The 19,909-nt window shown below is 61.0% G+C and carries 12 protein-coding genes and 2 pseudogenes; 7 read left to right on the top strand and 7 right to left on the bottom strand.

What is annotated here, in order from left to right; translation table 11 throughout:
- Positions 1–135 precede the first annotated feature (135 nt).
- Complete coding sequence (hemL, locus tag MKS11_RS17065; protein ID WP_004204435.1) at positions 136–1,416, top strand: glutamate-1-semialdehyde 2,1-aminomutase; 1,281 nt, start codon at positions 136–138, stop codon at positions 1,414–1,416.
- A gap of 173 nt (positions 1,417–1,589) precedes the next feature.
- Here hemL and fhuB read toward each other — a convergent pair whose 3' ends face one another.
- The 5 genes and pseudogenes from fhuB to mrcB form a co-directional block, all read right to left on the bottom strand.
- Positions 1,590–3,572: a Fe(3+)-hydroxamate ABC transporter permease FhuB gene (gene fhuB, locus MKS11_RS17060; protein WP_049003563.1), complete on the bottom strand. Its 1,983-nt coding sequence runs from the start codon at positions 3,570–3,572 to the stop codon at positions 1,590–1,592.
- Positions 3,569–4,459: a Fe(3+)-hydroxamate ABC transporter substrate-binding protein FhuD gene (gene fhuD / locus MKS11_RS17055; RefSeq protein ID WP_049116584.1), complete on the bottom strand. Its 891-nt coding sequence runs from the start codon at positions 4,457–4,459 to the stop codon at positions 3,569–3,571. The genes fhuB and fhuD overlap by 4 nt, the downstream gene beginning before the upstream one ends.
- Positions 4,459–4,896, bottom strand: a pseudogene (locus MKS11_RS17050) (ATP-binding cassette domain-containing protein); the annotation flags it as partial. The pseudogene MKS11_RS17050 and the gene fhuD, both read right to left, overlap by 1 nt.
- Positions 4,886–6,364, bottom strand: a pseudogene (gene fhuA / locus MKS11_RS17045) (ferrichrome porin FhuA); the annotation flags it as partial. The pseudogenes MKS11_RS17050 and fhuA, both read right to left, overlap by 11 nt.
- A gap of 234 nt (positions 6,365–6,598) precedes the next feature.
- On the bottom strand, positions 6,599–9,154 hold the full coding sequence (mrcB, locus tag MKS11_RS17040) for a bifunctional glycosyl transferase/transpeptidase (RefSeq protein ID WP_023319766.1): 2,556 nt from the start codon (positions 9,152–9,154) through the stop codon (positions 6,599–6,601).
- Between the two features lie 587 nt (positions 9,155–9,741).
- Between mrcB and gspS the strand changes: the two genes are divergently transcribed.
- Positions 9,742–10,116, top strand: a complete 375-nt coding sequence (gene gspS / locus MKS11_RS17035; RefSeq protein ID WP_023319765.1) for a type II secretion system pilot lipoprotein GspS — start codon at positions 9,742–9,744, stop codon at positions 10,114–10,116.
- 39 nt (positions 10,117–10,155) lie between these two features.
- On the opposite strand, the gene gspB is transcribed toward gspS, so the two are convergent.
- On the bottom strand, positions 10,156–10,713 hold the full coding sequence (gspB, locus tag MKS11_RS17030) for a type II secretion system assembly factor GspB (RefSeq protein ID WP_004204426.1): 558 nt from the start codon (positions 10,711–10,713) through the stop codon (positions 10,156–10,158).
- A 60-nt stretch (positions 10,714–10,773) separates the two neighbouring features.
- Complete coding sequence (gene pulA, locus MKS11_RS17025; RefSeq protein WP_043521982.1) at positions 10,774–14,064, bottom strand: pullulanase-type alpha-1,6-glucosidase; 3,291 nt, start codon at positions 14,062–14,064, stop codon at positions 10,774–10,776.
- A 184-nt stretch (positions 14,065–14,248) separates the two neighbouring features.
- On the opposite strand from pulA, the gene MKS11_RS17020 reads away from it, so the two are divergent.
- Genes MKS11_RS17020 through gspF form a run of 5 tightly spaced genes read left to right on the top strand, consistent with a single transcriptional unit; the run spans position 14,249 to position 19,902 of the window.
- Entirely contained in the window at positions 14,249–14,386 is a 138-nt protein-coding gene (locus MKS11_RS17020) for a hypothetical protein (protein WP_032426032.1), read from the top strand.
- A complete protein-coding gene (gene gspC, locus MKS11_RS17015) occupies positions 14,371–15,213 on the top strand; it encodes a type II secretion system protein GspC (protein ID WP_064189490.1) in 843 nt (280 codons plus the stop codon). The genes MKS11_RS17020 and gspC overlap by 16 nt, the downstream gene beginning before the upstream one ends.
- A gap of 9 nt (positions 15,214–15,222) precedes the next feature.
- Positions 15,223–17,196 carry a GspD family T2SS secretin variant PulD gene (pulD, locus tag MKS11_RS17010; RefSeq protein WP_004204420.1) on the top strand — a complete coding sequence of 658 codons (1,974 nt, stop codon included), beginning with the start codon at positions 15,223–15,225 and terminating at the stop codon, positions 17,194–17,196.
- Positions 17,193–18,686, top strand: coding sequence for a type II secretion system ATPase GspE (gene gspE / locus MKS11_RS17005; protein WP_017901153.1), 1,494 nt, complete (start codon positions 17,193–17,195; stop codon positions 18,684–18,686). The genes pulD and gspE overlap by 4 nt, the downstream gene beginning before the upstream one ends.
- Before the next feature lies 1 nt (position 18,687).
- Positions 18,688–19,902 carry a type II secretion system inner membrane protein GspF gene (gene gspF / locus MKS11_RS17000; protein WP_004204418.1) on the top strand — a complete coding sequence of 405 codons (1,215 nt, stop codon included), beginning with the start codon at positions 18,688–18,690 and terminating at the stop codon, positions 19,900–19,902.
- The last annotated feature ends 7 nt before the right edge of the window (positions 19,903–19,909 follow it).

Here is a 19,909-nt window from a genome sequence, read left to right as displayed (position 1 = left end):
AGCCGCCCCGGCGCGCTGCGTCGTCAAAAAAATGCCCTTGCGGCACATTGTTTCAATTGGGCAAAACTTTCATAACCATCCTGGAATAACTTAGAATAGCCGATAAAACATTTTTCACGAACCAGGACCCTGGCCATGAGCAAATCTGAAAATCTGTACCATACTGCGCGCGAACTGATCCCCGGCGGCGTTAACTCGCCGGTGCGCGCCTTTACCGGCGTCGGCGGTACCCCGCTGTTTATCGAACGCGCGGATGGCGCTTACCTCTATGACGTGGATGGAAAGGCCTATATCGATTATGTCGGCTCCTGGGGTCCGATGGTGCTGGGCCACAACCATCCGGCGATCCGCAACGCGGTGATCGAGGCGGCGTCACGCGGCCTGAGCTTTGGCGCGCCGACCGAAATGGAAGTGAAAATGGCGGCGCTAGTGACCGAGCTGGTACCGACCATGGATATGGTGCGGATGGTGAACTCCGGTACCGAAGCCACCATGAGCGCGATTCGCCTGGCGCGCGGCTTCACCGGCCGCGACAAGATCATCAAGTTCGAAGGTTGCTACCACGGCCATGCCGACTGCCTGCTGGTGAAAGCCGGTTCCGGCGCGCTGACCCTCGGCCAGCCGAACTCGCCGGGCGTGCCGGCTGATTTCGCCAAACACACCCTGACCTGCACCTATAACGACCTCGCCTCGGTGCGCGCGGCGTTCGAGCAATATCCACAGGATATCGCCTGCATCATCGTCGAGCCGGTCGCCGGGAATATGAACTGCATTCCGCCGCAGCCGGAGTTCCTGCCGGGCCTGCGCGCGCTGTGCGACGAATTTGGCGCCCTGCTGATCATCGACGAAGTGATGACCGGCTTCCGCGTGGCGCTGGCGGGCGCGCAGGCTTATTACGGCGTGGAGCCGGATCTGACCTGTCTCGGGAAAATCATCGGCGGCGGGATGCCGGTAGGCGCTTTCGGCGGCCGTCGCGAGGTGATGGACGCTCTGGCCCCCACCGGCCCGGTTTATCAGGCCGGTACCCTCTCCGGTAACCCGATCGCCATGGCCGCCGGCTTCGCCTGCTTAAGCGAAGTGGCGCAGCCGGGCGTACATGAAACCCTCACCGAGCTGACCAACCAGCTGGCGCAAGGTCTGCTTGATGCGGCGCGTGACGCCGGGATCCCGCTGGTGGTCAATAACGTCGGCGGCATGTTCGGCATCTTCTTTACCGATGCCGAAACTGTCACCTGCTATCAGGATGTGGTGAAGTGCGATGTCGAACGCTTCAAGCGCTTCTTCCATCTGATGCTGGAGGAAGGCGTGTACCTGGCGCCGTCAGCATTTGAGGCTGGCTTTATGTCCGTGGCCCACAGCGAAGAAGATATCGACAATACCATCGACGCCGCGCGTCGGGTGTTTGCCAAACTGTAAGCTCCCTGCATGCCGGGTGACGCTCCGCTTACCCGGCCTACCAAACCCGCAATGGCACGGACCGTAGGTCGGATAAGGCGTTAGCCGCTACCCGAAAAAAAACGGCACCGTGCGGTAGCCCGGATAAAGCGCAACGCGCCGCTATCCGGGATCTTTCGCGCTAACGCCACGCGTTAGCGGCTCTGCTTTCTCAGCAAATAGATAAAGTACGGCGCGCCGATAAAGGTTGATAACAGCCCCGCCGGGATCTGGTAGGGAAACATGATCATTCGTCCGCACCAGTCGGCGAAGACCAGCAGCAGCCCGCCAGTCAGCCCGGAGATCACCATATGCGGCAGCGTGCGCCGGAAGCCCATCATCCGTGCGATATGCGGCGCCATCAGCCCGACGAAGCTCAGCGGGCCGATGGTCAGCGTCGCCGCCGCCGTCAGGCAGGCCGCCAGCAGCAGCAGAACAATCCGCGATGAGGTCAGCGCCATGCCCACCGCTCGCGCCGCCTCCCCGCCCAGCGGCAGGATGGTCAGCCAACGGCGACAGAGCGGCGCCAGCGCCAGCAGGAGCAGCATCACCGCGCCGCTGCGGACCACCCTCTCCGGCGTCGCGCTGTAGGTCGACCCTGAGATCCACGTCAGGATCTGCGCCATGCGCGGATCGCCGCTGGCCTGCAGCATCATCAGCAGCATGGTGAAGGCGGTACTGAGCGCCATCCCCGCCAGCAGCATCCGATGCGGCGAAAAGCCGCCGCGCCCGGCGGCCAGCATAATGATCAGCAAGGTGCCGGCCGCGCCAAGGCTCCCGGCCGGCAGCAGCCAGCCAAAGGCGTCGCCAGGGACGAAGAACAGCATCAGCACCACGCCAAAGGCGGCGCCGGAGCTGATGCCCAGCACTTCCGGACTGGCCATCGGGTTGCCGGTCAGGCGCTGGATAATACAGCCGGCGACCGCCAGCATCACCCCGGCGAACAGCGCCGACAGCACTCGCGGCCAGCGCCAGGGCAGCAGTTGCTCCAGCAGATCGCCGTGAGCCCACAGCCAACCGTGGGCATCGCGACCAAAGGCCAGCGCCACGCTCACCGCCAGCAGCAGCAACGCGACGCCCCCGAGAACAAACCCTTGCACGTGATAGCGCTCAGGCTGCACGTTATCGCCGCCGTTCATCACCGGGGCGCTGATGCTGCGCAGCCGCGGCAGCAGCCACAGCAGCAGCGGCGCGCCAATCAGGGCGGTGACCGAGCCGGTGGAGACTTCCCGCCATACCCTGCTCAGCCAGAGGATCACCTGATCTGAAAGCCACAGGAGCAGCGCGCCGATCAGCGCCGCCAGCAGCAGCCGGGCCAGCAGTCGACGGGCGCCGAGCATTTTCGCCAGCAGCGGCGCGAACAGGCCGATAAAGCCGATAATCCCGACCGCGTTGACCAGCAGCGCGCTCATCACGATCGCCAGCGTCAGGGCGCCGAGGCGCGCCAGAGACAACGCCAGCCCAAGGTTGCGCGCCACTCCGTCATCGAGCCCCATCAGGGTCAGCGGACGCAGCAGCAGCAGCGTGAGTACTGCGCCGCCCAGCAGCTGCGGCCACAGGCGCTGCGCCACGCTCCAGTCGGTTTGCGTCAGCGTCCCGGTGCTCCACAAGAACATACTCTGCAGCTGGTCGTGATGGAAAATCACCATCAGCTGGTTAAGCGCCCCGCAGTAGAGGCTGACCACCAGGCCCGCCAGGATCAGCGTTACCGGCGACAGGCGCTTGCCCCAGGAGACGCCAAACACCAGCGCTCCCACCAGACAGGCTCCGGCCAGCGCGGCAAACTGCGACGCCAGCACGCCGGGGATGGCCCACAGCGTAGTTACTGTGATCCCCAGTTGCGCGCCGGTGGCGACGCCAAGGGTGGTTGGCTCCGCCAGCGGATTGCGCAGCACCTGCTGGAACAGTACGCCGACCAGTCCCAGCCCGGCCCCCACCAGCAGTGAAACGGTCACCCGCGGCAGCAGGCTGTAATGAAACAGCATCTGGGCAATCCGATCGCTATCCGGCTGCCACAGCGCCTGCCGCCATTGCGCATAGGGCAAGGCGACGTTGAGATTGACGATGCTCAACGCGAAGGCGGCAACCAGCAGCCCGGCCAGCAGGATAATGGCTAACGGTGAAATACGCCTATTCATGCCGGATTCCCCTGGGCCTCGGCCAGCACGCGGGCAAAATGCATCGCCGACAGCGTCGCGCCATAGAACCACACCGCCGGAACGCGCTGGAAGCGCCCCGCGCGCACGAACGGCATCGCCTGCCACAGCGGGGTCGCCAGCAGTTGGGTCATCTCCCGCTCGTTACCATGATCGAAACAGATCACATCGGCCTCGTTAAATTCCGCCAGCCGGTCGATGCCAACGCTGACGCTGCCCCAGAACGCCGCTTCGCCGCGCCAGGCGTTTTTGATGCCAAAGCGATCGAGCACTTCCTGGAACAGGCAGTTTTCGCCAAAAACCAGTACATGGCGCGGATCGAGCAGGGAGATCATCAACAGCGGACGGTCGCCGCGCCCGGCAAAACGCGGCTTCAGGCTCGCCATCAGCGCCTCAAACTCCGCCAGGTGGTGCTGAGCCTGTTGTGTTTTGCCCAGCAGGTCAGCCATCTCCAGCAGCGAGCGCTGAGCCATCGCCAGCGGACGTTTGCCATCGCTGAAGGTAAATCCGCGGCCGGGGGCGATACGCGCCAGCTTCTCCGGCGACGGGCCGTAGCCTGCCGACCAGACGATAAATGACGGTTTCATCTGCGTCAGCAGTTCAAGATTGGGTTCGGTACGCAAACCGACATCGATCACCGAGTCGGGCAGCGCGGGTTCGTTCACCCACAGGCGATAGTTGGGGATATCGGCCACGCCGTAAGGCGTGACGCCCAGCGCCAGCAGCAGCTCCGCCGGCAGCCACTCCAGGGCGACCACGCGCTGCGGGTCAACGTTCGCCGCCTGCGCGCCGCGCATCTGCCACAGCAGCGGCGAGAGCGCCATCGCGGTCAGCAGGCGGCGTCGGGTTATCTGAGTCGGGGTCATCATCAATAGACAAAGCTTACCGGCGCCGCGCCGGCCGGGTGCGGCAGGATCCCCATCGGGATGCCGTAGATTTGTTCCAGGGTGTCGCTGCCCATCAGTTCCGCCGGCGTCCCCTGGGCGATCATTTCTCCGCCGCGCAGGGCCACCAGATAGTCGCAGTAGCGGGCCGCCATATTAATGTCGTGCAGGACGGCGATCACCGTCAGGCCGCGCTGCTGGCTGAGGCGATGCACCAGCGCGAGGACATCAACCTGATGGGCGATATCCAGCGCCGAGGTGGGTTCATCGAGCAGCAGACAGCGGCTATCCTGCGCCACCAGCATGGCGATCCACGCCCGCTGGCGTTCGCCGCCGGAGAGGCTGTCCACCAGGCGATGGGCGAGCGGCTTCAGTCCCACCAGCGCAATCGCCTCTTCCACTTTCTCGCGGTCCGCCGCGCCAGCTGAACTGCTGGTCGTGGTTCTCCGCCAGGCTGTTGGTGGCGCGGGTTAACGTTGAGGTGGTGGCGTAGTCGTAACGACCGCCCAGGGTCATGACCCACTTATCCCACTCCATCTGATCCTGCGCGTACAGGCCGGTCTGTTCCATCCGGTTGAGCACCGCGTACGGGAAGGTAACCTGAATATTCGGGTTGCCGTACTGCGGATTATTCATGCTGATAGGATCCGCCGTCCCGTAGTCGGCATCCACATCATTACGCATCCGCGAGTAGTCCACGCCGGTCAGCAGCGTATGGCTGACCGCGCCGGTGGCGAAATCAGACTGCAGCTGGGTATCGACGGTAAAGGTGTTCAGGTGCTCGTCGGAGCGCACATAGGCGCGATTCATGTAGCCCGGCGCGACATAGCCATTGCCGTACACCGAGCGATACAGGGTATCGACCTCGGCATAGCGCAGGTTCTGCCGCACGGTAAAGGTGTCATCGAACTGATGGGAGAAGCTGTAGCCCACCATCTTCTGGCGGCGGGAGATTTTATTATCCGCCTCGCCTTCATTGAAATCGGTTGGCAGCTTGTGCGCCTTACCGTTGGCGTCGTAATACGGCACCACGGTGCCTTCACGCGGCAGCCAGCCGTAGTAGCCCGCATCCGGGTCATTCTGGAAGTTGCTCAGGAATGTGAAGTCGGTTTTATCGTCCGGACGCCAGCTAAAGGAGGGCGCCACCGCGTAGCGGGTCGATTTCGCCATCTGCTGCTGGGCATCCTGGCTGCGGCCCAGGCCGGTCAGGCGGTAAGACCAGACGCCGGCATCATCAATGGCGTCGCTGAAGTCAAACCCGGTCTGCCACAGATTGTCGGTGCCCATCTTAAACTGCACTTCTTTCAGCGGCTCGGTGGTCGGGCGTTTGCTGACCATGCTGACGATACCGCCCGGGTTGCTGTTGCCGTACAGCACCGAAGTTGGCCCGCGCATCACTTCCACGCGCTCCAGGAAGTAAGGATCCATGGAGACTTCAGAGTAGTTATTCCCCTGCAGCTTCATGCCGTCCAGATACTGGTTGGTGTTGACGGTCGTCGAGGTGGTGAAGCCGCGAATGGTGACCACGTCATAGGTGGTCGAACTGCCGCGGGTGGAGAAGACGCTTGGCGTATAGGAGAGCGCCTCTTTTACCGTCGTCGGCTGGCGCATCTCCATCTCCTGGCGCGTCACCACCGACACAGACTGCGGCGTTTTTTCAATCGGGGTATCGGTTTTCGTCGCCGTAGCGGAGCGTTTCGCCGCGATGGTCGGCGCCGGTCCCCAGGCGCTTTCCTGGGCGGCCGGAGCGGCAACGACGGTGATGGTTTCTTCTTGCTTCGGTTGTTCTGCTGCCTGTGCGTAGACAGACATGCCGCTAACCGCCGTGGCTACTACAGCTGCGACTTTACGCAGCGAGTGGTTTGGCTGAGCAGTTTTTGGACGCGCCATGGGTATATCTCTGATGAAAGTGAATGATAACGTAAACGAGAATTATTATTATGACGGGCGATATAATAGGCGAAACGTCGAAGGCAAGGCAAGCGATATGCCTGTCGCTGCGGGTCGAGGGCTGAATTAATAACCAGATAGTTATTATGGAGTTAAAGAGCCGTTAACTTTTTTACAGACGTAAAAAAACCCCTTAATACTTTCGTCTTAAGGGGTCTGGTCTTAGGGCTTAAATCAGTTACTGCCGAACATATCCTTGATCCAGCCCGCGACGCCGTCGCTCTTCTCCTGCTGCTTCGGCGGCTGTTGCTGCGGTTGTTGTTGCTGCTGAGGCTGCTGCTGCCCGGACTGATTGAACGGGTTGTTCGCTTCCTGCTGCTGCAACTGCTGCTGCTGCATCATCTCGCCCTGGCGGCACAGCGCATCCGGCTGCGTCGTCCACACCGGCAGCGAACGCATCCCGCCGCTGCAGACGAAGTTGCCGTTGCTGTCCACGCCCATGTCGACCACATCTTCCGGCGGCGTCAGCACCAGCGGCGTTGGCGTCTGGTTCGCCAGATAACGCTGATAAATCGACATCGCACCGCTGGCGCCGTACAGTTTGGTTGGCTGGTTATTGTCGCGACCCACCCAGGTGATGGTCACCTGGCTACCGTCGATCCCGGCAAACCAGGTATCGACGTTATTGTTGGTGGTCCCGGTTTTCCCCGCCAGATGGAGGCCCGGATACTTCGCCCCCAGCTGACGCCCCGTCCCGCGCTGCACTACCTGCTGCATGGTCCACAGCGTCATGTAGGCCGCCTGGGCAGGCACCGCGCGCTCCGCCTGCGGGTAGCTCTGATACAGCACCGTGCCATCTTCCGCAATCACTGACCGCAGGGCGGAGAGTGGTGCACGGTTGCCGCCGCTGGCGATGGTCTGGAAGGCCTGGGCCACTTCAATCGGCGTCAGGTTCAGCGCGCCAAGCAGCATCGCCGGCACGGCGTTGAGCTGATTCTTCGGCGCCCCCAGTTTGGTCCAGGTATCGACCACCGCCGGCAAGCCCAGCGCCATCCCGAGGTTAACCGTCGGCACGTTCATCGAACGAGTCAGGGCATCTACCAGCATCACCTGACCGCTGAAGCGACGATCGTCGTTCTGCGGCGACCAGGTCTGGCCATTGGACAGGCGAATGGTCACTGGCGCATCGGCGATCCACGTATTCAGGCGATACTGATTCGGCTGGCTCAGCGCGGTCAGATAGGTCGCCGGCTTGGCCAGAGAACCAATCGACCGGCGGGCCTGCATCGCGCGGTTGTAGCCGGCGAACTGCGGCTCCGCGCCGCCGACCATCGCCCGCACTTCACCGGTAAAGCGGTCCACCACCACCATGGCGGTTTCCAGATCTGCCAGCTTGCGCTGTTTCTTCAGTACCGGGATCCCTTCAGTAGCCGCTTTTTCCGCGGCATCCTGCGCCACCGAGTCGAAGGTAGTGAAGATCTTCACGCCGGAGAGATCTTTTACTTTATCGCCCAGCTTCGCCTGCAGCTCCTGACGCACCATCTGCATGAACGCCGGCTGTGGTGAAATGACCCCGCCGCGCGGCTGCACGCCCAGCGGACGCGCGCTCAGCATGTCGTACAGCTCCTGGTCGATGACCTGCTGCTGCTGCAGCAGACGCAGCACCAGATTGCGTCGCTCAAGGGCCAGCTTCGGGTTGCGCCACGGGTTATACACCGAGGCCCCTTTCACCATCCCCACCAGCAGCGCCTGCTGGTCGAGGCTCAGCTCTTCCACCGGACGGCCAAAGTAGTACAGGCTGGCCAGCGGGAAGCCGCGAATTTCGTTATCGCCGCTCTGACCGAGGTACACCTCGTTCATGTACAGCTCAAGGATGCGATCCTTGCTGTAGCGGGCGTCGACGATCAGCGCCATGTACGCTTCGTTGGCTTTACGCCAGTAGGAGCGCTCGCTGGAGAGGAACAGGTTTTTCACCAACTGCTGGGTCAGGGTACTTGCCCCTTGCACCGTCCGGCCTGCCGTCAGGTTCGCCAGCACCGCACGGCCGATGGAATAGAGGCTGATGCCATCGTGCTCGTAGAAGTGGCGGTCTTCGGTCGCCAGCAGTGTATCCACCAGCAGGTCAGGGAAGCCGCTGCGCTTCACGAACAGACGCTGCTCGCCGTTCGGCGACTGCAGCATGGTAATAAGCCGCGGATCGAGGCGGAAGAAACCGAACTGGCGGTTGTTATCCATATTCTCGATGGTTTCCAGATGGTCGCCGTCGAAGGTCAGACGCGCGCGCACCTGCCCTTCTTTACTGTCCGGGAAATCGAACGGACGGCGGATCATCTCGATGCTGTTGGCCTGCACCGTATATTCGCCGGGACGCGTCATCGCGCTAACCTGACGATACTGGGTGGCGTTCAGCAGACGCACCATCTCGTTTTTGCTGATCTGCATGTCCGGCTCAAGGTTCACCATCCGTCCATAGACCGCAGCCGGCAGCTCCCAAACTTTACCGTCGATGCGGCTGCGGATTTTCTGGTCGAGGTAGACGCCATAGGCGGCAATCAGCACCGCGAAGACAATCCCCAGCTTGACCAGCAGCCACAGCCAGCTGCGCTTACGACGAGGCTTGCCACCTTTGCCTTTGGCTTTTCTCGGCACCGGTTTCTCATCCTCATAATCATCGTCATCATACTCGTCGTCGTAGTCCTCTTCCCGGACCCGGCGACGGGTGACTTTCTGTTTTGTCGGACGTGAGGGTCTTCCCTTACGTCCGATAGGCTCGCGGTCATCTCCCGCCATGCTTTTTCTCCGCAACGTTCAGGCGCAAAGGCCTGATTCTCAATACTTCCTCCGTTCAGAGGAAGAAGAAATCTCTCAAATTAACGTTCAGGCTGCTCATCCTCAGGACGACAACCTGCTGGCGGGCAGAACGCGCCGCCCACCTTTCAAAGGGTTGCTTTGCTTCGCTTCACATGATACTAACAATAGAAATTCACCATAAAATCAATGTGTTAAACGCATCACTGGCAGAATAAGTCAGAACATAGCACGTAATGTTCAGGGCATACAGGATAGCACTAAAATGCGACATTCTTAACCAGCATTTTACCTCGTGCTTACGTAACAAGATGGGAAAGAGTATGTTTTTTAATAACATAAAAAATGACGCTCGCCCTGATGCCAAATGCGGCGGCATCGCCTCAGACTGAAAATATATTTCCTGGACGACAGCATTTATTATTGAGAGAAGTAAAGGGGATGAATCGAGTTTCTGCCAATAAAAATGAGAGGCTGTTAACATTTATGTAGAATAATATTTTATGATGACACCAGGGAAATATTTGTTAAACTAGCGGCCAGTGATTCATTATTTTGATTACTCTACTATGCGCATTCCACTTATATTCCCGCTTTGCGTGGTGGCCTTACTCTCTGGCTGCCAACAGAAACCCGCCTCAACGCTCAGTCCGGCCATCAGTAGCCAGGCGCAGCTCGAGCAGCTCTCGTCCGTGGCGGCAGGAACGCGCTATCTCAAGAATAAATGTAATCGTAGCGATCTGCCCGCCGATGAAACTATTTATCGGGCGGTGGTGAATGTCGGCAAAGCGCGCGGATGGGGAAATATTGACCCGGCAACGTTAAGTCAAAATAGCGACCGGCTTTACCAACAGCTTTTACAGGACAGCACCCCGGAAGCCACACAGTGCAGTCAATTTAATCGCCAGCTTGCTCCCTTTATTGCCAGCCTACGCGGCGACTAAGCAAAATATCTTCAACGCGCATTGAATTGCGCTTGCTCCTTATTCGCCTTTCGGCTCCTCGTCAATTTTCCCGCCGGGCCAGTCCTCCAGCGCCGCGAGGGTAAAGGTCGTGCCATTGAAGCTAAAGATCGTCACATCCTGCTGGATCTGCTCCACCACCAGATTGGGCAGCGGGGAATCGCCCTCGGTCCACGCTTTGCCGTTTAACACAATGCTGCGCTTTTCCGCTAACGAGGCGTAGACATGGGCGCTGTAGCGCAGAGGCGGCAGCGTATCGCTGTCCACCACCGGCGCGGCGGGCGCGCTGGCTTTTGCCGCCGGCGGCGGCGTCTTTGGCGCGGCCTCTCCGGCAGCGGTTAACGGCAGAAGCGCCGCATGCGCCACCGGCAAGGGCAGCGTTTGCGGCGGTGCCGGGTGACGCCACTGCTCGCCGCCAAACCAGCCGAGCGCGATAAATAATCCGGCGTACAGCGGGATAATCCAGCCAGGGATCTGCACCATCCGGCCGCGGACCACCGGCGCGTCCGCCAGTGTGGTGGGCGGCTGATGCGCCACCAGCGGGGGGATCCCTCTTTCACTGTCATCACGAACAATCACAACGGTCTCCTGTTCCCTCACGATAACGAGAAGGCGCCCTTACGGGCGCCCCACGTCACCTTATTTACTGCTCACCGGCAGGCCGGCGCCCTGCGATTCGCCCTGCGGCAATTCGAGGACGGCAACCGACCAGGCCGGCAGCGTGACCGAGCCGTCAGCGGCAACCTGCACGCCGCTGGCCAGCGACCGGTCGCCCGCCGCCTGCTGAATAGCGCTCAGCTGGAGCGATGTGCCGGCGAAATCCTGCAGCGTCCGGCTTTCCGGGGCAGCGTTGATCGCCACCACGATGCCGTCGACGCGGCTGTCCAGGCTGGCGCCAGCCTGGATCCCGTCATCGATGGTCATCACCAGCAGACCAGTCTGCTGATCGGCGCCGGTATTGCGGAAGTCCACGCGCTGCATCACCGTCGCGCCGTCGCCGAGGGTAAACAGCGGCGACGATTTACGCAGCGCGGTCAGCTCCTGATAAAACGCGGTCATCTGCTTGAGCTCGGCTTCGCCCGGGGTGGCCACCCAGTCCTTCACGCGGGCGATGATGTCATAGTTGCTGCCATCATCGCTGCTGCGCGGCATACCGACGTTGTAGTTGTTGTCCTGCAGGGAGTAGTCCACGCGGTTAAACCAGTCGCCGGAATCATACGAGTCGCGGGTAAAGGATTTAGAGCGCAGCAGCTCTGAGCCCTGCTGGTCAAAGGCGATCCCCTGGCCGAGCATCACCGTCGCCAGCGACACCGCCTGCATCCGGACGCGGGTATCGAGATCTGCCTCCTGAGCGGCTTTATAGCTGATCATGTCCCACAGCGTCTGGTTATCGTGTTTTGACACATAGTTCACGACTTCCGTCGGATCAGCCGCGTAGCCGCCTGGCGCACCGTTATAGTCAATCTCGCTGCCTCTCTTCACCGCGCCGTCTTTGTCGATCAGCACGAAGTCCGCAAGGTTACCGGCCATGCCGAGACGGGTCAGATCGGCGAGGTGACGCGCCTGATCGTCGGTCAGGGTGGTCAGCTCATTCGGCAGAACGCCGGCCCCGCTGCCCACGCCCTGGTTCTGGCGCAATGCATCACCGGAGTCGAACGGCCCGCCGCCGCGCACGGCGTCGCGCAGACGATCGGAGAACGTGCCGATCCCGGTGCCTTTGAGATTGATTTGCGAGGCAATTTCAAAGCGATCGCTCTGGTTGGAATCCCAGCCTTCGCCAAAGAAGTAGATATCCGGGTTCAGCGCTTTAATGCGTTCCCAGGCCGAGAGGATCTGCGCTTTCGGGTGGTAGCCCATCAGGTCGAAGCGGAAGCCATCGATCTTATAATCGGTGGTCCATACCGCCAGTGAATCGGCGATAAGCTTGGCGAACATCCGGTGCTCTGGCGCCGAGTCGGAGCAACAGGTAGCCGATTCCACGCTGCCGGTAGTTTCGTTCAGACGCTGATAGTACCAGGGGACGATCTTATCCAGTACCGAAGTGCGGTCGGTCGGGCCGGCGGCGTTGGTGTGGTTGTACACTACGTCCATAATGACGTTCATTCCCAGATCCTGCTTGATCGCCTGAATCATGGTGCGGAACTCTTTAATGCGCGCCGTGCCTTCCGGATCGGTGGCGTAGGATCCTTCCGGTACCGTGTAGTGGAACGGATCGTAGCCCCAGTTATAGGAGTCGGTCTGCGCCACCAGCGTATTCAACGCCTGCACCTGCGGGTTATCCTTGCTATCGTTCTGCTTCAGCTGAGTCAGCACCTCTTCAACCGTCGAACCGCTGTCGCAATAGCCCGCGAACTCGCTGCTCTTCACCGCGCTGTTGACCTCGCACAGGCGACTGAACGGCTGCTGAATATCGGCGACTTTGTCGCTGAACTCATTGACCGTCGCCAGATCGAAGACCGGCAGCAGCTCAATATGGGTCACGCCCGAGGCCGACAGCTGTTTCAGATGCTGGACCATATTGCTCTCCTGGGCGGTGAGCGCCAGATACTTACCGCGCAGCTCCGCAGGAACGGTTTGATCCCAGGCGGAGAGATCGCGAATATGCGATTCGTGGATCGTCATTTTCGCCAGGTCGGCTTTGGTTTTCTGCGCGTGCGGCATCGTCAGCCCGTCCCAGCCTTCCGGCTTCAGCGCGCTGTCGTTCAGATCGACCACCTGGCTGTACTCCGAGTTGGTCGACAAACTATGGGCGTAGGGATCGGTCACTTCGTACTGCTCGACTTTACGCGACTGCGGGTGGTAGACCGTCATCGCGTAGCGGTAGAACGCGCCTTTCAGGTCGCTCCCGCCCTGCCAGGACCAGGCGCCGGAGGCGCTGTCGCGGGTCATCGGGTGACTGGCTATCACTTTCTTGTCCGCGCTATAGATCACCAGCTCGACCTGCTGCGCCGTGGGCGCCCAGACGCGGAAGGTCACGCCGCTATCGGTTAGCTGGGCGCCATAGCTCAGCGCCTCGGCGGCGGCGGCATAGGTATCGTCCAGTACGCCGGCGGTCTGCACCTGGGTGGCGGAGCTCAGGATCCCGTCGCTTTCGGCGGATATCGCCACCGTCTCGCCCTGCAGCAATTCATCGACGTTGACGTCATCCGGCAGCTTAAAGGCAGGATAGCTAGCGAGATGCGGGAAGCGCATGCTCACCTGCTGGCTGACGGTGGTGGGGGTCAGCTTGACATATTTATCGGTAAATTCGCCGTTACTGTCGGCAGCCACCTTACTGCTGTGGCTGTAATAGAGGCGCACAATGGGTTTATTTTCCCCGCCCGGCCACAGCAGAGTGGTCTTATCGACCCAATGCGCATCGGCCAGCGCCACGCCAAAGGCGGCGCGGAAGGCGTCGGCGCGGGAGTCATAGACCGCGCTGTTGCCGGCGATGACCGATACCGTCCGATCGGTGAAATCGCTGAAAGAGACGCGCAGGTCGCTGTCGATAAGCTTATTGGTGCCATCGCGGACGATAACGTTGATACATCCGCTCTCTTTGGTCAACGGGATCACCCAGTAAGGGCCATATTTGTCGCTGCCGGTCGGCGTGGTGCTGACATCATTCCAGTCCGCCACCGGCGCGCTCAGCGCATCGCAGGTTTCGTTATTCCACAGATAGAGGTTTTTGCTGGCATAGTCCGCCGGCGTGCTGCTGGTGATGCCGGCGATATCGACGAGATGAATGACAGCCTGGTTGGCAGAGGCCTGTACCGCTTCGCCAGGGACGGCAACGTCCGGTAAACGGACGACGACATCCTGTGGGTCGGGCGTGCCGGGATTACCTGGGTCGCCAGGTGAGCCAGAGGAAGAGGAGGAAGAGCTGTTATCACAGCCACTCAATAATACTAACGATCCAATAAATAGGGCATGACAGGTATATCTGAGCATTCGATAGTCCCTAATATGCTTATTAAATTATAAAAGGTAAGAAAGGATGAATATCTTTACAGCGCGCTAATTAGATATTTTTGCTTTCCCAGGCGCAATCATCCCCCACAAATGAGAGGGGGGCGTAGGAAGCCGGGGGAGTAAATGAATAAAGGGAATGACGACCGCAAACCGCAAACTGATTATGATTCGCCACGCTTATCGCCACTCTCCGGCAATAATTCATTCAAAAGCCAATAATCACCTACCTGTTTCGGTAGGGTATTACGCCAGCGTGCAGAAAAATAAATTAGCAAAGGAATTAAAATGCCAGTTTCTGTGATGGGGTTAACAAATATAAATAAAGGGATAATTAAATTATTACCCCAAATTGTGACGCTCATCATATTAATAACCGCCATTCCGCAGCTGGCGAAATTAACCTGGCGGGTGGTATTCCCTGTCAGTTCTGAGGATATTTCCGCCCTGCCGTTAACCGCACCTCCGGCAGCGGAACCGGAATTAAAAAACGTGCGGCCCGCATTTACCCTGTTTGGCCTGGCGGCTAAAAACCCCCCCGCGCCAGCGGCGGCCACCAGCCTCAATCAGGTGCCGGTTTCCAGCCTGAAGCTACGTCTGGCCGGGCTGCTCGCCAGCAGCAACCCGGCGCGATCCATCGCGATTATTGAAAAGGGAAATCAGCAGGTTAGCCTTAGCGTCGGCGATACCACCCCGGGGTACGATGCGCAGATCGCTGCCATCCTGCCAGACCGGATCATCGTCAACTATCAGGGGCGCCAGGAGGCCATTTTATTATTTAACGATACCCGCGCGCCGTCGTCATCGCCCGCCGCCGCGCCCCGTCCGCCCCTGATGAAGCGACTCCGCGAGCAGCCGCAAAATATCCTCACGTATTTAACGATTTCGCCGGTACTCAGCGGCGACAAACTGCAGGGCTATCGACTTAACCCTGGCAAAGACCCCTCGCTGTTTCGCCAGGCCGGCCTACAGGCAAATGATTTGGCGATTACCTTAAATGGCATCGATTTACGCGATCAGGAACAAGCGCAACAGGCGCTGCAGAATTTGGCCGACATGACCGAAATAACGCTAACCGTTGAGCGGGAAGGCCAACGACACGATATTGCTTTCGCCCTGGGGGATGAATAATTGCCAACCATGAAACGCCTGCGAAAAATGCTGCCTGCGCTGCTGATATTAACCCCGCTGCTATTTTCCCCGGCCGCCGCGGAGGAATTTTCCGCCAGTTTTAAAGGCACCGATATCCAGGAATTTATCAATACCGTCAGCAAAAACCTGAATAAAACGGTGATTATCGATCCCAGCGTACGCGGTACTATCACCGTGCGCAGTTACGATATGCTCAATGAAGAGCAATATTATCAATTCTTCCTCAGCGTGCTGGATGTATACGGCTTCGCCGTGATTAATATGAATAACGGCGTGCTGAAGGTGGTCCGCGCTAAAGATGCCAAGACCTCGGCCGTTCCGGTCGCCAGCGAGGCCGCGCCGGGCGAAGGCGATGAGGTCGTCACCCGGGTGGTGCCCCTGACCAACGTCGCCGCCCGCGATCTCGCGCCGCTGCTCCGCCAGCTGAACGATAACGCTGGCGCCGGCAGCGTGGTCCATTATGAACCCTCCAACGTCCTGCTGATGACCGGCCGCGCGGCGGTGATCAAACGCCTGCTGACTATTGTCGAACGCGTCGACAACGCCGGGGATCGCAGCGTGGTGACCGTGCCTCTCTCCTGGGCCTCCGCCGCGGAGGTGGTCAAACTGGTTACCGAACTCAATAAAGACACCAGCAAATCGGCGCTGCCGGGATCGATGGTGGCGAACGTGGTGGCCGATGAGCGTACCAACTCGGTGCTGGTGAGCGGCGAGCCAAACTCGCGCCAACGCATTATCGCCATGATCAAACAGCTCGACCGCCAGCAGGCGGTGCAGGGCAACACCAAAGTGATCTACCTGAAGTACGCCAAAGCCGCCGATCTGGTGGAGGTCCTGACCGGGATCAGCAGCTCGTTGCAGAACGATAAGCAAAGCGCCAAACCGGTGGCCGCGATCGATAAAAATATCATTATCAAAGCCCACGGCCAGACCAACGCCCTGATCGTCACCGCCGCGCCGGACGTGATGAACGATCTGGAGCGAGTGATCGCCCAGCTGGATATCCGCCGCCCGCAGGTGCTGGTGGAGGCGATTATCGCCGAAGTGCAGGATGCCGACGGCCTCAATCTCGGTATCCAGTGGGCCAATAAAAACGCCGGCATGACCCAGTTCACCAACAGCGGTTTACCGATATCCAGCGTCATCGCCGGCGCCAACCAGTACAACAAAGACGGCACCATCAGCAGCTCGCTGGCCAGCGCCCTCGGCTCGTTTAACGGTATCGCCGCCGGTTTCTATCAGGGGAACTGGGCGATGCTGCTGACCGCCCTCTCCAGCAGTACCAAGAACGATATTCTGGCCACCCCCAGCATCGTCACTCTCGACAATATGCAAGCCACCTTCAACGTCGGCCAGGAAGTCCCGGTGTTAACCGGCTCGCAAACCACCTCCGGCGACAACATCTTTAATACCGTCGAGCGCAAAACCGTGGGCATTAAGCTGAAGGTGAAGCCGCAGATTAACGAAGGCGATGCCGTGCTGCTGGAGATTGAGCAGGAAGTATCTAGCGTCGCCGATTCGGCCTCCAGCACCAGCAGCGATCTCGGAGCGACCTTTAATACCCGGACGGTGAATAACGCCGTGCTGGTCGGCAGCGGCGAAACGGTGGTGGTTGGCGGGCTGCTGGATAAAAGCGTCACCGATACCGCCGACAAAGTGCCGCTGCTCGGCGACATCCCGGTGATCGGCGCGCTGTTCCGCTCCGACAGCAAGAAAGTGTCGAAGCGCAACCTGATGCTGTTTATCCGCCCGACCATTATTCGCGACCGCGATGAGTACCGCCAGGCCTCTTCCGGCCAGTACACCGCCTTCAACGATGCGCAAACCAAACAGCGGGGCAAAGAGAGCAGCGAAGCATCGCTCAGCAACGATCTGTTGCACATCTACCCGCAGCAGGAGACCCAGGCCTTCCGCCAGGTCAGCGCCGCCATTGACGCTTTTAACCTCGGAGGCCGCCTATGACGCCAGCCGCCGAACGCCGTCCGCTGCTGCCCTTCGCCTGGGCCCGCGCGCACCATCTGGTGCTGCTGAGCGACGGCGAACGCTGCGAAGCGCTGTGCCGCGCGGACACCGCCGCCCGGGCGCTGCTTGAAGCGCGCCGCCTGGCGGACGGGCCGATGAGCGTCAGCCGTCTGGCGCCGGACGCGTTCGAGAAAGCGCTGGTGCTCAGCTATCAGCGCGACTCGGCGGAAGCGCACCGGATGATGGCCGACATCGGCAATGAGCTTGACCTCTATACCCTCGCCGAAGAGCTGCCGGATACCGACGATCTGCTCGACAGCGAGGACGATGCGCCGATTATCCGTCTGATCAACGCCATGCTCACCGAGGCTATCAAAGAGAAAGCCTCCGATATCCATATCGAAACCTATGAGCGCCATCTGCAGATCCGCTTTCGCGTCGACGGCGTGCTGCGGGAAATTCTCCGCCCGCAGCGGCGGCTGGCCGCGCTGTTAATTTCGCGTATCAAGGTGATGGCGAGCCTGGACATTGCGGAAAAACGGGTTCCCCAGGATGGCCGCATGGCGCTGCGCATCGGCGGGCGGGCGATAGACGTGCGCGTCTCCACCCTGCCCTCCAGCCATGGGGAACGCGTGGTGCTGCGCCTGCTGGACAAAAACAGCGTCAACCTGGATCTGCTGACGCTGGGCATGCCCCCCGCCCTGCTCGACCAGGTCGACGCGCTGATCGCCCGGCCACACGGCATCATTCTGGTCACCGGGCCGACCGGATCCGGGAAAAGCACGACGCTCTACGCCGCCCTCAGCCGCCTCGACGCCCGGGAGCGCAACATCATGACCATTGAAGATCCGGTGGAGTATGAGCTGGAGGGCATCGGCCAGACCCAGGTCAACGCCAAAGTCGAGATGACCTTCGCCCGCGGCCTGCGCGCCATCCTGCGCCAGGATCCGGACGTGGTGCTGGTGGGCGAAATCCGCGATGGCGAAACCGCGCAGATCGCCGTTCAGGCCTCGCTCACCGGCCACCTGGTGCTGTCGACGCTGCACACCAACAGCGCGCTGGGCGCTATTTCCCGCCTGCAGGATATGGGCGTGGAGCCTTTTTTACTCTCCACGTCGCTGCTGGCGGTGATGTCGCAGCGGCTGGTGCGCCAACTGTGCCCGCACTGCCGTCAGCCCACGCAGGCGGATGCCGACACCGCCCGGCAGATGGCGGTCCCGACCGGCACGCCGCTGTGGCGGCCAAAAGGCTGCGCCCGGTGTAATTTCACCGGCTATCGCGGACGCACCGGCATTCACGAGCTGCTGCCGATCGACGACCGCGTCCGCGCCGCCATCCACCGCGGCGAAAACGAGATCACCCTGATCCAGCAGCTGGGGCCGGCCTGGCAGACCCTGCGCCATGCCGGGCGCGATAAAGCGCTGGCGGGGATCACCAGCTGGGAGGAGGTGATGCGGGTCACCGAACAGCAAACGGCGGACAGCGTCTGAGATGGCCCTGTTTCGCTATCAGGCGCTGGACGCGCAGGGCAAAACCCGCCGCGGCGTTCAACAAGCCGACTCCGCCCGCCACGCCCGCCAGCTGCTGCGGGACAAAGGCTGGCTGGCGCTGGAAGTGGCCGCCGCCGACCCGGCGAGCCGGCTGTGGCGCGGCGGGCTCCTTACCCGGCGCACCAGCGCCGGTGATTTAGCCCTGCTCACTCGCCAGCTGGCCACCCTGGTCGCCGCCGGCATTCCGCTGGAGAAAGCGCTCGATGCCGTCGCCCAACAGTGCGAAAAGGCGCCGCTGAGAACGTTAATGGCCGGGGTGCGGAGCAAAGTGCTCGAAGGCCATTCGCTGGCGGAGGCGATGCGCGGCTATCCCGCCTGCTTCGACGGCCTGTTCTGCGCCATGGTGGCGGCTGGCGAAACCTCCGGCCATCTCGACGGCGTGCTGAATCGGCTGGCGGACTATACCGAGCAGCGCCAGCAGCTTCGCGCCCGCCTGCTGCAGGCGATGATCTACCCCATCGTGCTGACGCTGGTCGCCATCAGCGTGATCGCCATTCTGCTCTCCACCGTGGTGCCGAAAGTCGTCGAGCAGTTTGTCCATCTTAAACAGGCCCTGCCCTTCTCTACCCGGCTGCTGATGAGCCTGAGCGACATGGTGCGCAGCGCGGGCCCCTGGCTGGTGCTGCTGTCGTTACTGGCGCTGCTGGGGCTGCGCTATCTGCTGCGCCAGCCTGCCCGGCGGCTCGCCTGGGACCGGGCGCTGCTGCGCCTGCCGGTCATCGGCCGCGTGACGCGCAGCGTCAACAGCGCGCGCTACGCCCGCACCTTAAGCATTCTCAACGCCAGCGCGGTGCCGCTGCTGCTGTCGATGCGCATCAGCGCGGGCGTTCTCAGCAATGCCTGGGCGCGCAGCCAGCTGGAGACCGCCAGCGAGTCGGTGCGCGAAGGCGTCAGCCTGCATCGCGCGCTGGAGGCCACGGCGCTGTTTCCGCCGATGATGCGCTACATGATCGCCAGCGGCGAACAGAGCGGTGAGCTGACCGCCATGCTGGAGCGCGCGGCGGAGAACCAGGACCGGGAACTGAGCGCGCAGATCCAGATGTCCCTCAGCCTGTTTGAACCCCTGCTGGTGGTCACCATGGCCGGCATGGTGCTGTTTATCGTGCTGGCCATCCTGCAGCCGATCCTGCAACTGAATACCCTTATGAGTATGTGACTGTATT

This window comes from Klebsiella sp. K5-45 (assembly GCF_030128605.1).
In the GTDB taxonomy this organism is placed as follows: domain Bacteria; phylum Pseudomonadota; class Gammaproteobacteria; order Enterobacterales; family Enterobacteriaceae; genus Klebsiella; species Klebsiella quasipneumoniae.
Note: the sequence above shows the minus strand (reverse complement) of the source record. Positions and strands in the feature narration are given on the sequence as shown.